The sequence below is a fragment of the Parasedimentitalea psychrophila genome (genome assembly GCF_030285785.1).
GTDB lineage: Bacteria > Pseudomonadota > Alphaproteobacteria > Rhodobacterales > Rhodobacteraceae > Parasedimentitalea > Parasedimentitalea psychrophila.
On the sequence record NZ_CP127247.1, the window covers coordinates 302,461 to 316,558 of the forward strand.

The window sequence follows — 14,098 nt, forward strand, 5'->3', positions numbered from 1 at the left end:
TGTTACCGCAGACGCTGCTCGGATATCTTGTCAAAAACCAGCACATCCGCGTCGTCAAAGCGCAACCTGACCGAACCGCCCTCGGGGAGAGCCTCGTCTCCACGGGTTTCAACGGTGATACGTCCGCCGGTGGGCGTGGTCAGGTAGACATAGGCGACGCCGCCCAGCTGCTCGCGGATATCTAGTTTGATATCGCTGTCACCCTCTTCGATGTTCAGATGCTGCGGGCGCAACCCGACATAGACCGGCGCGCCCTCCGCCGGCAAAGCAACCGAAGTGGCCACCAGCACATCCCCCAGCGAAGGCACCCGGATCTGGCCGCCTTCGACCACACCGTCGATGAAGTTCATACTGGGCGAGCCGATGAAGCCGGCCACAAATTTATTGTCGGGATCGTTGTACAGATGCATCGGGCTGCCGACCTGTTCGATGCGGCCATCGCGCAGCACCACGATCTTGTCCGCCAGCGTCATTGCCTCCACCTGATCATGGGTCACATAGATCATGGTGGCGCCGATTTCCTTGTGCAGGCGGGCGATCTCGATCCGCATATCGACGCGCAGCTCGGCATCAAGGTTGGACAGCGGCTCATCAAACAGGAACACCTCGGGGCCACGCACGATGGCGCGACCAATGGCGACGCGCTGGCGCTGGCCGCCGGACAGAGCCTTGGGCTTTCGGGCGAGATAATCGTCGAGTTTCAGGATCTTGGAGGCGGCGGCAACCTTTGCCCGGACCTCATCCTTGGGGTGGCCGGTCATCTTCAGGCCAAAGCCCATGTTTTGCTCAACCGTCATATGCGGGTACAGGGCGTAGGTCTGAAACACCATCGCCACACCGCGTTCAGCGGGATCAATTGCGGTGACGTCCCGACCACCAATGGTGATCTGGCCATCGGTGGTTTCTTCCAGCCCGGCGACCATCCGCAACAGGGTGGATTTACCGCAGCCCGAGGGGCCGACGAAGACGCAGAATTCACCGTCATCAATCGTCAGATCAACCCCGTGGATTACCTGGATGTCGCCATATTTCTTGACCACGTTGTTCAGTGTCAGTCCCGACATAAATTATGTCCCCGCTCGAATAGTGTCAGTGGCTTGGTCAGGAAAGCGCCAGTTCTGGGCCTCGACCGCGATGTCTTGTGCTGTGGCCTGAACCTGCGGCGCCAGCGCCTCAAGCTCGGCCAGTGATTTCTGTGCAGTGGTCGATGTGACCGATAGCCCGCCCAGCACCCGGCCGCGTCGGGTCAGGATTGGCGCGGCGATACAAATGATGCCGGGCTCGTGCTCTTCGCGGTCCATGCCGAACCCCTTGACGCGGATGTCCGCCAGATCAGCCCGCAGCGCCGCCTCGGTGGTTAGCGTGTGTTCAGTGAAGCGGTGAAAGCTTTGCTGGGCGATGATCCGGGCCACCTCTTCTTCGCCCAGAAAGGCCATCATCGCCTTGCCAACACCGGTGCAATAGGCCGGGCCAATCTTGCCAGCCTGTGAATACATCTCGATCGGGTTGAGCGCGTTGCGTTTGTCCAGATAGAGCACCTGTGCATGGTCAAACTGCGCCAGATGTACCGTCTCGCCGGTGGACTGGGACAGGGCATCCACATAGCTGCGGGCAATGGGCGCCAAGGAGCTTTGCTGCCAGGCGGCATGGGCCAGACGGACCAGCCGCACACCCAGCCCATAGGTTTGACGATCCGGGTCATAGGACAACATGCCCTGATTGGTGAGCGTCTGAAATAAACGATACAGCGTCCCCTTTGGATAGGGGCTGTCCTCCAGGACCTCTGAAAATCGCACGGGACGTTCAAAGCCCGCCACCATATCAAGCACTTCCAGTGCTTTTCCGACGGTTCCGTCCCCTGCCTGCCGTTCTGCCATAGATACCTCCTTCGATCACTTCCGACCAGAGACCTGGACGAAAGCATTGACAAGACATAGCGAGTCGCGGTTATATTTTCAATATGTGAAATTCAGTTTCAAATAATGAAACCGCCTAGGGAGGGCATCATGGTTACCAAATTCAAAACAACCATCGCGGCGCTAGCTGCCTCGACGATCCTTGCGACATCTGCATTCGCGGGTGAGCTGGTGATCAACACCGACACATCCGACCCGGCCCCCAAGGCGGCCTTTGAACAGTTGATCGCCGATTTTGAGGCGGCCAACCCAGGTATCACCGTCAAATGGAACCTGTTCGATCACGAGGGCTATAAGACCTCGATCCGCAACTTCCTGACCGCTGATGCGCCTGATCTGGCCAACTGGTATGCCGGCAACCGCATGTTGCCCTACGTCAACGCCGGCCTGTTTGAAGATGTCAGCGATGTCTGGGACGACAATGGCCTGAACGAATCGCTGGCCTCGGCGGCCGGTTCGATGACCATCGACGGCAAAAAATGGGGGGTGCCTTACACCTATTACCAGTGGGGTGTTTACTATCGTAAGGACATCTTTGAGGCCAATAGCATCGAAGTGCCCACCAACTGGGACGAGTTCAAGGCGGCAGGTGCCACTCTGACCGAGGCAGGCGTTACCCCGATCACCATCGGCACCAAATACCTGTGGACGGCAGGCGGTGTGTTTGACTACCTGAACCTGCGCACCAATGGCTATGAGTTCCACATGGCGCTGACCAAAGGTGAGGTCGAGTGGACCGATCCGCGCGTTGTCGACACCATGAACAACTGGAAAGAGCTGATCGACGCCGGTTTCTTCCTGGAGAACCACACCTCGTATTCATGGCAGGAAGCCCTGGCGCCAATGGTTGCTGGCGACGCCGCCATGTATGTCATGGGCAACTTTGCCGTGGCGCCATTGCGTGAGGCAGGTCTGAGCGATGATCAGCTGGGCTTCTTCCAGTTCCCGGTGATCAACCCGGATGTACCGCTGGCCGAAGAAGCGCCAACCGATACGCTGCACATCCCGGCCAATGCGACCAACAAGGAAGACGCAAGGAAATTCCTGGCATTCCTGGCAACGGCTGATGCGCAGACCAAGATCAATGAGACGCTTGGTCAGCTGCCAATCCACAAGGATGCAACCGTGGGTGACGACAAGTTCCTGCAGGCTGGTTATGCCATGCTGTCGTCAACCGATGGCGGCATTGCCCAGTTCTTTGACCGCGATGCGCCGGCTGAAATGGCCAAGATCGGCATGGAAGGGTTCCAGGAGTTCATGGTCAAGCCCGAGCGTCTGGACGCCATTCTGGCGCGTCTCGAAAAGACCCGTCAGCGCGTCTACAAATAAGAGCAGTACTAAAAAATCGCGCAGGACCCAAGGGTCCTGCGTCACTGCCCTGCGCAGATGCCACCCCCTAATAAACCAACAGGATTTGACCCATGTCAGCGTCTCGCGCATCCCGTTTCAATCAGCGCAGCCTTGCCCCGGTGTTATTCCTGGCGCCGGCCATTCTGTTTTTCATGTTCTATGTGATCTTTCCGATTTTTCAGTCGATGCAAATTTCGCTGTATGACTGGGATGGTCTGGGGGACAAAACCTTTGTTGGCATCGACAATTATGTTGAGCTGATGGATGATGAGGCGTTCTATACCTCGCTCAAGAACAACGTGATCTGGCTGGTGCTCTATATGCTGGCGATCCCGGCGGGCCTGTTCATCGCGCTGTTTCTGAACCAGACTGTGTTTGGCATGCGCCTGTATAAATCGCTGTTCTTCTTTCCTTTTGTGATCAGCCAAGTGGTGGTTGGCCTGGTGTTCACCTGGTTCTATGACCCCTCTTATGGGCTGCTGAATGTGATCCTCGGCTGGTTCTCCCTGGGGCCGGTGACCATCCTGGGCGATGAGACTTGGGTGACCTATGGCATCATCTTTGCCGGGCTCTGGCCGCAGACCGCCTATTGCATGATCCTCTATATTACCGGGCTGAACGCCGTTGACCCCGAACAGATCGAGGCCGGGCGTCTGGACAATGCCAAGGGCTGGAACATGCTGTGGTACATCATCTTGCCGCAACTGAAACCGGCCACCTTCATCGCCATCGTGGTCACCGTCATTGGCGCGTTGCGCAGTTTCGATCTGGTGTCGATCATGACCGCAGGCGGCCCCTGGGGCAGCTCACGGGTGCTGGCCTACTACATGTATGAAAAAGCCTTTTCCGAGTACGGATTCCGCATGGGCTATGGCGCCGCAATTGCCGTTGTCCTGTTCCTGATCATGATGATCTACATCACCGTCTTCCTGGTGAAGATGTACCGCGACGAAAAGGGCCACTGACCGATGTTCCCAACCCCTATTGAGCGCCGCTCGGCCGCCGTGCAACGGCTGTATAAAACCGCCCTGCCCTTTGCCATGGTGTTGTGGCTGCTGCCGCTGATCGCTGTGGCGCTGACCTCGGTCCGCTCGGCGGGAGACATCACCGCCGGCAATTACTGGGGCTGGCCGACATCCTTTAATCTGGCGCAGAACTACTCGGACATCTTCACCAATACGCCGCTGGGCAGTTACATGTGGAATTCAGTCCGGGTGACTGTTCCCACGGTGATCGGCACCCTGGCGCTGTCGTGCATGTCGGGCTTTGCGCTGGCAGTGTATAAATTCAAGGGCAACATGCTGGTGTTTTTCATGTTTGTGGCCGGCAATTTTGTGCCATTTCAAATCCTGATGGTGCCGGTGCGGGATCTGACCCTGCAAATGGGCATTTACAACACCGTCACCGGGCTGGCGCTGTTCCACATCGCCTTTCAGACCGGGTTCTGCACCCTGTTCATGCGCAATTTCATCCGCGCGCTGCCGGTTGAGCTGATCGAGGCGGCACGGGTTGAGGGGGTCAAGGAATGGCGGATTTTCTGGTTCATCATCCTGCCACTGATGCGGCCGGCCATTGCGGCGCTGGCGGTGCTGGTGTTCACCTTTATCTGGAACGATTATTTCTGGGCCACGGTGCTGACCCAGGGTGCCGAAAGCCAGCCGGTCACTGCGGGTCTGTATTCGCTGAACGGTCAGTGGGTCGCCGCCTGGCATCTGGTTTCGGCGGGATCAATAGTGGCGGCGCTGCCACCGGTTGCGATCTTCTTTTTGCTGCAAAAACACTTCATCGCGGGCCTGACTCTGGGCGCTGTCAAGTAATCCGCAAGCGCGGATATTCGTATAGGAAAGCCAATGGCCATCAAGATTGCCTTTATCGGCGCCGGCTCGACCATCTTCATGCGCAACATCATCGGCGATGTGCTGCACCACCCTGCCCTGAGCGATGCTATGATCGCCCTGATGGATATCGACGCCACCCGGTTGGAGGAATCCGCGCTGGTGGCCAACAAGATGATCGCATCCATGGGTGTGGCGGCGCGGGTGGCGACATTCACCGATCAACGAGCGGCGCTGGAGGGCGCGGATTTCGTGGTGGTGGCGTTCCAGATCGGCGGTTACAGGCCCTGCACTGTCACCGATTTCGACATCCCCAAAAGCTATGGTCTGGATCAGACCATTGCCGACACGCTGGGCATTGGTGGCATCATGCGGGGCCTGCGCACCGTGCCGCATCTGTGGTCGGTCTGCGAAGACATGATGGCGGTCTGCCCTCAGGCGACCTTGCTGCAATACGTCAACCCGATGGCGATCAACACCTGGGCGATTGGCGCGCGCTACCCAAAGATCAAACAGGTGGGCCTGTGCCATTCGGTTCAGGGCACCGCCGAGGAACTGGCGCGGGATCTGGGGATCGCCGCCAGTGATCTGCGCTATCGCGCCGGTGGCATCAACCATATGGCGTTTTATCTGGAGTTTGAGGGCCGTCAAAAGGATGGCAGCTACCGGGATCTCTACCCTGCCCTGAAGGCGGGCTATGACGAGGGCCGCTTTCCCACCGCCACCGGCGCCAATGATCGTTGCCCGAATTTTGTGCGCTATGAGGTGATGAAACACTTTGGCCTGTTCGTCACCGAATCCTCCGAGCATTTCGCGGAATATGTGCCCTGGTTCATCAAATCGCACCGGCCTGACCTGATCGAGCAGTTTCAGATCCCGCTGGATGAATACCCGCTTCGCTGTGAAGAGCAGATCGCCGATTGGGTCGCTCAGGCCGAGGCGCTGCGCCAGGCCCCGACACTCGAAGTTGCCAAAAGCCACGAATATGCGGCGATCATCATGAACGCCATCACCACCGGCACGCCGTCAGTGATCTATGGCAACCTTCCAAACCGCGGCCAGATCCCGCAACTGCCGCTGGGTGCGGCGGTTGAGGTGCCCTGTCTGGTGGATGCCAGTGGCATTCAACCCACGGTGGTCAATGACATCCCGCCGCAGCTGGTTGCGATGATGCGCAGCAATATCAATGTGCAGGAGCTGACGGTGCAGGCGCTGCTGACCGAGAACCGCGACCATATCTACCATGCCGCCATGATGGACCCGCGCACCGCCGCCGAGCTGGATCTGCGCCAGATCCGAAAGCTGGTGGACGAGTTGCTGGTCGCGCATGGTGACTGGATGCCCGGCTGGGTCAGCGGTAAGGTCGCAACATGAACCATGTCACGAACATGAAAACCGAACTTGGTGGGGGTCTCTCCCACCCTTGCATACGAAAGACCCAACGATGAGCAAAACAGCCACATTTCACGATCTTGCAGGTGCTTCCGTCTTCATCACCGGCGGCGGCTCGGGCATTGGCGCCTCGTTGACCGAAGGCTTCCTGCGCCAGGGCGCCAAGGTGGCTTTTGTCGGGCGTTCGGATGCCTCGGGTTTTGTCGATCAGATGGAGCGCGACACCGGTCAGCGACCGCTGTTCATTCAGTGTGACATCACCGATACCGCTGCCCTGCAGGCCGCCATCGCGCAAAGCGCGCAGGCAAACGGCACCATCGACGTTTTGGTGAACAATGCCGCCAACGACCAGCGCCATGAGACGCTGGAGGTCACCGAAGAGTTCTGGGACTGGATGCAGGCGATCAACCTCAAGGCCTACTTCTTTGCCTGTCAGGCGGTGCTGCCGGGAATGAAAGCGGCAGGCACGGGGTCCATCATCAACTTCTCGTCGATCAGCTATATGATGGGCAATGCGGGCTATCCGGCCTATGTCAGTGCCAATGCGGGTATCACCGGCATGACCCGTGGTCTGGCGCGTGAATTTGGCCCCGACGGCATCCGAGTCAACGCGCTGGCGCCGGGCTGGGTGCTAACCGACAAACAGCTAGAGAAATGGGCGACGCCCGAGGCCCTGTCGGCGCATCTGGAGCGCCAGTGCCTGAAAGACCATTTGAAACCGCAGGATATCATTGATGCCGTGTTGTTCCTGGCCTCGGGTACCAGCCGGATGATGACCGGCCAGACCATGGCGGTTGATGGCGGAGTGGTGGTATCAGGTTGAGGACCGGAGATATGGAAAACCTAAACTGGATTGCCGTTGACTGGGGCACCTCGCATCTGCGGCTGTGGCTGATGGATGATCAGCACCAAGTGCTGCAGCACATTGCTTCCGCCCGGGGCATGTCCAGCCTTCGGCCAGAGGAATTTGAGCCGACGCTGATCGCTCTGGTCGGCGCTGCGCTGCCCGAACAGGGCCGCATCCCGGTGATCTGCTGCGGCATGGTCGGATCCCGTCAGGGATGGGCGGAAGCCCGCTATAGTCAGGCCCCCTGCACCCCGCCCTCGATTGACGCGGCGACGCGGGTACAGACAGAGGACCCACGGATCAGCGTCTATCTTCTACCCGGTATCAAGCAGCTACCCGCCGCTGATGTCATGCGCGGAGAAGAGACCCAGATTGCCGGGTTCCTTGCGGTAACCCCAGATTTCGACGGGGTGATCTGCCTGCCGGGCACCCATTGCAAATGGGTTCACATCAGCGCCGGAGAGGTTGTCAGCTTTCGCACCTTCATGACCGGCGAGCTGTTTGCACTGATCTGCGGCGCATCAGTGTTGCGCCATTCGGTGGGCGATGATGGCTGGGACGCCGAGGCGTTTGAGGCGGCGGTTGCCGATGCCATCTCCAGGCCCTCGGCGGTGGCGGGCAATCTATTTTCCATCCGCGCCGAAACGCTGCTCTGTGATCTGGGCAGCGCCGCAGCCCGATCCCGGATCTCGGGGCTTTTGATCGGTATCGAACTGGCAGCCGCCCGCCCCTATTGGCTGGGTCAGGATGTGGTGATTGTCGGCGAAAGCGGCATTGCTGCGGCCTATGAAAGTGGCCTTGCCCAACAGGGCGCAATGGCGCGCCGCGTTACCGCTGAAAACATGACCCTGAACGGCTTGCGCGCCGCCCGGGCCAAACTGGCAGAAATGACCCCATGACACGAGAAATCATCGCCATCCTTCGCGGCATTCGAGGCCACGAGATCTGTGACATCGCCGATGTGCTGATCGATGCCGGCATCACCAAAATCGAAGTGCCGCTGAACTCACCCGACCCGTTTGCCACCATCGCGCGGCTGGTTAGCCATGCAGGCGATCGGGCTGTGGTCGGGGCGGGTACCGTTCTGGACACGGGTGCGGTGGCCCATCTGGCCAAGTTCGGCGCTCAGATGGTGGTGTCGCCCGACACCTGCGCCGAGGTGATCCGTGCGACCAAGGCGGCGGGCATGCTGTCGTATCCGGGCGTTATGACCCCAACTGAGTGTTTTGCGGCGCTGCGGGCCGGCGCCGATGGCATCAAGCTGTTCCCGGCGTTCAAGATGGGGCTTGATGGGCTGGCGGCGGTGAAATCGGTGCTGCCAGCAGGCACCAAGACCTATGCGGTTGGCGGCGTTGGCCCGGCCAACTTTGCCGACTGGCAGGCGGCAGGCATCACCGGTTTTGGCATTGGATCAGGCCTCTACAAGCCCGGGTTCAGCGCCGAGGATGTGAAAACCCGCGCCGATGACATTGTTGCCGCTTATGACGCGGTTTTCTCATGACGCGGGCTCAGGTCTTTAGCGACACGGCCTGCACCCTGGGCGAAGGCCCCCTGTGGCACCCCGAGCGCAAGCAATTGTTCTGGTTCGATATCCTGTCCAAGCAGCTGTTGAACCGCGACGCGAAAGGCGAGCACATCTGGCGCTTTGATGATTGTGTCTCAGCCGCCGGTTGGGTGGATTTTGAGACCCTGTTGATGGCCGCCGAGACCGGGCTGTATCGGTTCGATATCCCCAGTGGCCAGCGCGAACTTGTGGTGCCACTGGAGGCTGACAACCCGTTAACCCGGTCAAACGATGGCCGCGCCGATCCCTGGGGCGGGTTCTGGATTGGCACCATGGGGTTCAACGCTGAACCCGGTGCCGGCGCGATCTATCGGTTTTATCGCGGCGAACTGAAACAGCTTGTCGGTGACATCACCATCAGCAACGCGATTTGCTTTGCCCCAGATCGGTCTTGCGCCTATTACACCGATACCGCCGATGGACGCATCCTGCGGCAACCCCTGGATCAGGCTGATGGCTGGCCGCTAGGTGACCCTGAGGTGTTTCTGGATTTCTCGGGCGAGGATTTTGGCCCGGATGGCGCCGTGGTAGATGCCGAGGGCTGTTTCTGGAATGCCCAATGGGGCGCCGGGCGCGTTGCGCGATACTCGGCCAGCGGCGCGTTGCTGTCAGTCTGGCCCCTACCGCCCGCACAGACCACCTGCCCTGCCTTTGGTGGGCCGGGTCTGACCACGCTGTTTGTCACCTCGGCCGCTGTAGACAGCAATGATGCGCAGGCCGGCCAAACCTTTTGCATTGCCACCGACGTCACCGGGCAACGCGAGTATCAAGTCATCCTGTGAGGCCCAAAATGCAACGCACCCTAGGCACCTGCTACTACCCGGAACACTGGCCCGCTGACATCTGGGCCAGCGACGCGCGCCGGATGGCAGAGGCCGGGCTGACCTGGGTCAGGATCGGTGAGTTTGCCTGGTCACGGATTGAGCCGACGCCGGGCAATCTGAATTGGGACTGGCTGGATCAGGCGATTGAAGTGCTGGGTCAGGCCGGGCTGAAGGTGGTGCTGGGCACCCCAACCGCGACGCCGCCGAAATGGCTGTTGGACAAGCACCCCGATATGCTGGCGGTGGATGATCAGGGTCGTCCCCGCAAGTTCGGCTCGCGCAGGCATTACTGTTTCAGCCACGGCGGGTATCTGGCGGAATGTCGCCGCATTGTCGGGCTACTGGCAAAACGCTATGGACAGAACCCGCATGTGGCGGCCTGGCAGACAGACAACGAATACGGCTGCCACGACACCACCCTTTCATACTCCGGCGCAGCTCGTCAGGGGTTTCGCCACTGGCTGCGGCATCAGTTTTCCGGCAGCGGCCAGAACGATGGCATCGAGGCGCTGAACGCGGCCTGGGGCAATGTGTTCTGGTCGATGGACTACGCCAGTTTCGACGATATCGACCTGCCCAACCTGACGGTGACCGAGCCGAACCCGTCGCATGCGCTGGCCTTTCGCCGCTATGCCTCGGATCAGGTGGTGGCGTTCAACCGGGCCCAGGTGGAGATCATCCGGGCGCACTCGAAAGCACCGATTTCCCATAACTATATGGGCCGGATTACCGATTTTGACCACTTCAAGGTGGGCGCGGATCTGGAGATCGCCACATGGGACAGCTATCCGCTGGGGTTTCTGGAGGATCGCGTTGGTGCCAGCGCCGAGGTGCAACGCAAATATGCCAATCAGGGCCACCCGGATTTTCAGGCCTTTCACCACGATCTGTACCGCGCCGTCGGCCGTGGGCGCTGGTGGGTGATGGAACAGCAGCCCGGACCGGTGAACTGGGCGCCCTACAACCCCTCGCCGCTGCCCGGCATGGTGCGGCTGTGGAGCTGGGAGGCCTTTGCCCACGGGGCCGAGGCAGTGTGTTATTTCCGCTGGCGGCAGGCCCCATTTGCACAGGAACAAATGCACGCAGGCATGTTGCGCCCCGACAGCGCCGATGCCCCGGCGATCATCGAGGCGCGACAGGTTGCGGGTGAGCTGAAACAAGCGCCAGAGGTGCAGCCCGTACAGGCCAGGGTGGCGCTGATGTTTGACTATGACGCCGATTGGGCCTGGGCGGTGCAACCACAGGGCGCCGGGTTGAGCTATTTCGGCCTGGTGTTTGATCACTACCGCGCACTACGCCGATTGGGCCTGTCGGTCGATATCCTGCCACCCGACAGCCGGGATTTCAGCGGCTATGACCTGGTGCTGGCACCGGGCATGATGCATATGCCGCAGGATCTGAAACAGGCGCTGGCGGACTGCGGCGCTGAGGTTCTGATTGGCCCACGCACGGCTGCGCGGGATGCCAATATGGCGATCCCTGTGCCCCTGCCACCGGCCTTTCCCGGCTTGGACGTCACCGTGTCGCGGGTTGAAACCCTGCGCCCCGATCTGCCGGTAGCGCTGAAATCCGGCGGCGTTATCACCGGGTATCTGGAGGAACTGGAGGGATCGGCAGAGGTGGTGCTGCAAACAGAAGCCGGGGCCGCAATGGCGATGCGGACGGGTCCTGTGACCTATATGGGCGGCTGGGGCGATGATGCGGCGCTGGACGGGTTGATCGGAGATCTCTGTGCGCGGGCTGGTATTGCCACCCAAGCGCTGCCCGAAGGGGTGCGCATTCGCGACACCGCAACCGAGCGTTTCTGGTTCAATTACAACGCCGAACCGGTCACCTGTGAGGCCGGCCCGCTGCCCGCTGCCGGTGTTCTGCGTGTGGCACTGCCCCTTTGACAGCACTCAGTTAACCCATCCGCGACAGCTTCACTCCGTCTCGGATGGATCCCCGGAGCCAGACAGTGCCACGTCCACCCGCCAAGGATACTCAACACCGGATAGAAAATCCTGCCCATGTTCCCTCAAAAACCGCTCCGGGACAAAAACCGTTTTGGCATCAAAGCTGTGATTGACTTTGAGCGGCGCGGTAAAGCTTTGCCCGGCGGCGGAAAGTGTGACCCTCAGACCTTCAAAAGCGTGTTCGGGCCCTGCGCCTGGGTTCATTTCCACATAAGCGCCTTTGTCCAGCGATGATAAAACAGAGGATCGGGCCGCCAACTGACCTGACTGAAACAGGGTATCGCCACTCAGCAAGTAACGGCGCTGCCCCGTCCCACCGTCGTCTGATGGGGGATTTTCCACCACCTGCAACAGGGTATCTGCCTCTTGCCAAGGGTAATCCATCGCCGCCATGGTGCGGCCCAAACCCTGATCAAACTGACCAAACCCCGGGTATTCGGCTGCAATCCTGTCGCGGACCTGATCTGCGTCAACGGGTAGTGCCCCCTGCCCCATGGCGCCGGAGATGAGATTGAACACCTGCCGGGCACCCAGCAGATCCTGCTTTGGAGGGCGCACAGAACGCAGGCTCTGCGCCCGTCCCTCATTGTTGGTATATGTCCCGCCTTCCTCGCCATAAGATGGTGCAGGCAACAGCACGTCTGCCTGCTCAGCCGATTTGCTATAGTGAGAGCTGTGCACAACCAGAAACGGCGGTTTGGCATCAGGTGCTGGGTGCGGGTTGTTGTGCAGGGGATCGGCGCCGAGAACATAGTGCAGGTCAACCGGATCATCGCTGATTGGCAATGGTGTCTGACTGTTCTGCCAGCCCGGCGCCACCCCGGCAAGACAGCCCATATCCCAGAGCCCCAACTGGTTTGGCCTATCAAACAGAAACTGCAAGCCGAGTTTTTTGCCCTGCGCACCAAAGTGGCGAGCAGCCTGCTCTATCCAACTTAGACACGCGGTGGCCTTTGAGGATCGCATGAATTCACTGCCGATCAGCAATGCGATATGCTTGGACCCGGCCAGAAGCCCCGCAGCCCTATGGGCAAACTCATCCGTGGGATTGCCCTGAACCTGAGGGGTTTCAGCAATCAACCGCGACAATAGATCACCCTCGTTTCCCGGCAGCAGGCGCAATGTGGCGGTGGCGATAAGGTCTAAACCACAAGGCCTGGACGAGGCAATGATCAGCCGCTTACCGGAGCCCTTCATGGCGGATCTTATCAGATAGCCCGAGACCGGGTTTTCCTCGGTGATGTTTGCCCCCAGCAGGAAAATACAATCCGCTTCCAACAGCTCCTGCAAGGGTCTGCGCTGCATATGCCCCGTCACCAGACGCGCCAGCGCAGTGACTGCATCTGGCGCGTGTAATCCGCTGAACCGGGTGCTGGAGTGGATGTCCTGGGTTTCAAACACCCGCCGCATCAGATGTTGAAACACAAAACCGGTCTCGTTGGTCTGGCGTGGTGAAATATGCCCCTGAATACGGCCCTGTCGCTCTTTGACCTCCCAGGCTTTGCAGGCGATGCAGGCGATCGCCTCGTCCCAGCTGGCCGGTTCCAGCACGCCGTTCTTGCGGATCATCGGCTGTTCAATCCGCCGCCCACCGTCGATGGCATCAAAGCCAAAGCGGCCCTTGGCGCAGAGCAGCTCTTTGTTAAGACCAGTGTCGGGGGCGCTTTTGACCCGTTTGAAAGTGCCCCCAGCGAATTCCACTGACAGTGAACAGCCAGTGCCGCACATGCCGCAAATGGTTTCGGTTTTCGCTAGGTCCCAGGGCCGCGCCTGATAGCGGTAGGGAATGCTCATCAGCGCTCCGACGGGACAGACCTCGATGCAATTGCCGCAATGGCTACAGTCTTTCAGGCTGTTGCCGACCCCGGTGATTTCACTGTCCAGACCCCGTTCAGCGGTGCCCAGCGCCACATCGCCGACGATTTCCTCGCAGACCCGTACACAGCGCTGGCACTGGATGCAGCGGTTGGCGTTGAACACGATCACCTTGTTCAGCTCAATGTCTGTTTCGCGAAACACCCGTTTGGGATCAAACAGCCTAGAGTCGCCTTTGCCGTATTTAAACACCGTATCCTGCAATTCACATTCGCCGCCCTTGTCGCAGACCGGGCAATCCAGCGGATGATTGGCGAGCAGAATTTCCAGCATATCCTGACGGGTACTGACCACCCTGGCGGACTGGCTGTGGATCACCATGTCAGGCGCGATCACCGTGGCACAGGCCGGTTCCAGCTTGTTGCGGCCCTCGACCTCGACCAGACACATGCGACACGAGGCCGACAGCGACAGCCGCGCGTGATAGCAAAACGTCGGGATTTCACTGCCGACCTGACGGGCGGCGGTCAGGATCGTGGTGCCGGGATCAACCTCAATCGTCTCACCGTCAAATATGCAGGTTACCATGGTCAAGCATCC

General features: G+C 59.9%; 12 protein-coding genes. 9 read left to right on the forward strand and 3 right to left on the reverse strand.

Annotation, left to right across the window (positions count from 1 at the left end; translation table 11 throughout):
* Positions 1-2: 2 nt before the first annotated feature.
* Positions 3-1,064 (reverse strand): ABC transporter ATP-binding protein, encoded by a 1,062-nt coding sequence (locus tag QPJ95_RS01480; protein ID WP_270918839.1) that lies wholly within the window; start codon positions 1,062-1,064, stop codon positions 3-5.
* Between the two features lie 3 nt (positions 1,065-1,067).
* Positions 1,068-1,877: an IclR family transcriptional regulator gene (locus QPJ95_RS01485; protein WP_270918840.1), complete on the reverse strand. Its 810-nt coding sequence runs from the start codon at positions 1,875-1,877 to the stop codon at positions 1,068-1,070.
* A 129-nt stretch (positions 1,878-2,006) separates the two neighbouring features.
* On the opposite strand from QPJ95_RS01485, the gene QPJ95_RS01490 reads away from it, so the two are divergent.
* From QPJ95_RS01490 to QPJ95_RS01530, 9 genes are all read left to right on the forward strand, one after another.
* Positions 2,007-3,245: an ABC transporter substrate-binding protein gene (locus tag QPJ95_RS01490; RefSeq protein ID WP_270918841.1), complete on the forward strand. Its 1,239-nt coding sequence runs from the start codon at positions 2,007-2,009 to the stop codon at positions 3,243-3,245.
* Between the two features lie 92 nt (positions 3,246-3,337).
* Positions 3,338-4,231, forward strand: a complete 894-nt coding sequence (locus QPJ95_RS01495) for a carbohydrate ABC transporter permease (RefSeq protein ID WP_270918842.1) — start codon at positions 3,338-3,340, stop codon at positions 4,229-4,231.
* A 3-nt stretch (positions 4,232-4,234) separates the two neighbouring features.
* The gene (locus QPJ95_RS01500) at positions 4,235-5,083 is read left to right on the forward strand and encodes a carbohydrate ABC transporter permease (protein ID WP_270918843.1); all 849 of its coding nucleotides are present in this window, start codon (positions 4,235-4,237) and stop codon (positions 5,081-5,083) included.
* Positions 5,084-5,116: 33 nt separating this feature from the next.
* Entirely contained in the window at positions 5,117-6,475 is a 1,359-nt protein-coding gene (gene melA, locus QPJ95_RS01505; RefSeq protein ID WP_270918844.1) for an alpha-glucosidase/alpha-galactosidase, read from the forward strand.
* 70 nt (positions 6,476-6,545) lie between these two features.
* Positions 6,546-7,316: an SDR family NAD(P)-dependent oxidoreductase gene (locus tag QPJ95_RS01510; protein ID WP_270918845.1), complete on the forward strand. Its 771-nt coding sequence runs from the start codon at positions 6,546-6,548 to the stop codon at positions 7,314-7,316.
* Positions 7,317-7,327: 11 nt separating this feature from the next.
* Positions 7,328-8,239 (forward strand): 2-dehydro-3-deoxygalactonokinase, encoded by a 912-nt coding sequence (locus QPJ95_RS01515; RefSeq protein WP_270918846.1) that lies wholly within the window; start codon positions 7,328-7,330, stop codon positions 8,237-8,239.
* Positions 8,236-8,841 carry a 2-dehydro-3-deoxy-6-phosphogalactonate aldolase gene (locus QPJ95_RS01520; RefSeq protein ID WP_270918847.1) on the forward strand — a complete coding sequence of 202 codons (606 nt, stop codon included), beginning with the start codon at positions 8,236-8,238 and terminating at the stop codon, positions 8,839-8,841. Before QPJ95_RS01515 ends, QPJ95_RS01520 begins: the two co-directional genes overlap by 4 nt.
* Entirely contained in the window at positions 8,838-9,686 is an 849-nt protein-coding gene (locus QPJ95_RS01525) for an SMP-30/gluconolactonase/LRE family protein (RefSeq protein ID WP_270918848.1), read from the forward strand. The genes QPJ95_RS01520 and QPJ95_RS01525 overlap by 4 nt, the downstream gene beginning before the upstream one ends.
* 8 nt (positions 9,687-9,694) lie before the next feature.
* Entirely contained in the window at positions 9,695-11,620 is a 1,926-nt protein-coding gene (locus QPJ95_RS01530) for a beta-galactosidase (RefSeq protein ID WP_270918849.1), read from the forward strand.
* Positions 11,621-11,650: 30 nt separating this feature from the next.
* Here QPJ95_RS01530 and QPJ95_RS01535 read toward each other — a convergent pair whose 3' ends face one another.
* Positions 11,651-14,086 carry a molybdopterin-dependent oxidoreductase gene (locus QPJ95_RS01535; RefSeq protein WP_270918850.1) on the reverse strand — a complete coding sequence of 812 codons (2,436 nt, stop codon included), beginning with the start codon at positions 14,084-14,086 and terminating at the stop codon, positions 11,651-11,653.
* Positions 14,087-14,098: the final 12 nt, after the last annotated feature.

Excerpts from the sequence above, each read along its gene's own strand:
- QPJ95_RS01480 (WP_270918839.1), bottom strand. The coding sequence starts at position 1,064 with ATGTCGGGACTGACACTGAACAACGTGGTCAAGAAATATGGCGACATC.
- QPJ95_RS01485 (WP_270918840.1), bottom strand. The coding sequence starts at position 1,877 with ATGGCAGAACGGCAGGCAGGGGACGGAACCGTCGGAAAAGCACTGGAA.
- QPJ95_RS01490 (WP_270918841.1), top strand. The coding sequence starts at position 2,007 with ATGGTTACCAAATTCAAAACAACCATCGCGGCGCTAGCTGCCTCGACG.
- QPJ95_RS01495 (WP_270918842.1), top strand. The coding sequence starts at position 3,338 with ATGTCAGCGTCTCGCGCATCCCGTTTCAATCAGCGCAGCCTTGCCCCG.
- QPJ95_RS01500 (WP_270918843.1), top strand. The coding sequence starts at position 4,235 with ATGTTCCCAACCCCTATTGAGCGCCGCTCGGCCGCCGTGCAACGGCTG.
- melA (WP_270918844.1), top strand. The coding sequence starts at position 5,117 with ATGGCCATCAAGATTGCCTTTATCGGCGCCGGCTCGACCATCTTCATG.
- QPJ95_RS01510 (WP_270918845.1), top strand. The coding sequence starts at position 6,546 with ATGAGCAAAACAGCCACATTTCACGATCTTGCAGGTGCTTCCGTCTTC.
- QPJ95_RS01515 (WP_270918846.1), top strand. The coding sequence starts at position 7,328 with ATGGAAAACCTAAACTGGATTGCCGTTGACTGGGGCACCTCGCATCTG.
- QPJ95_RS01520 (WP_270918847.1), top strand. The coding sequence starts at position 8,236 with ATGACACGAGAAATCATCGCCATCCTTCGCGGCATTCGAGGCCACGAG.
- QPJ95_RS01525 (WP_270918848.1), top strand. The coding sequence starts at position 8,838 with ATGACGCGGGCTCAGGTCTTTAGCGACACGGCCTGCACCCTGGGCGAA.
- QPJ95_RS01530 (WP_270918849.1), top strand. The coding sequence starts at position 9,695 with ATGCAACGCACCCTAGGCACCTGCTACTACCCGGAACACTGGCCCGCT.
- QPJ95_RS01535 (WP_270918850.1), bottom strand. The coding sequence starts at position 14,086 with ATGGTAACCTGCATATTTGACGGTGAGACGATTGAGGTTGATCCCGGC.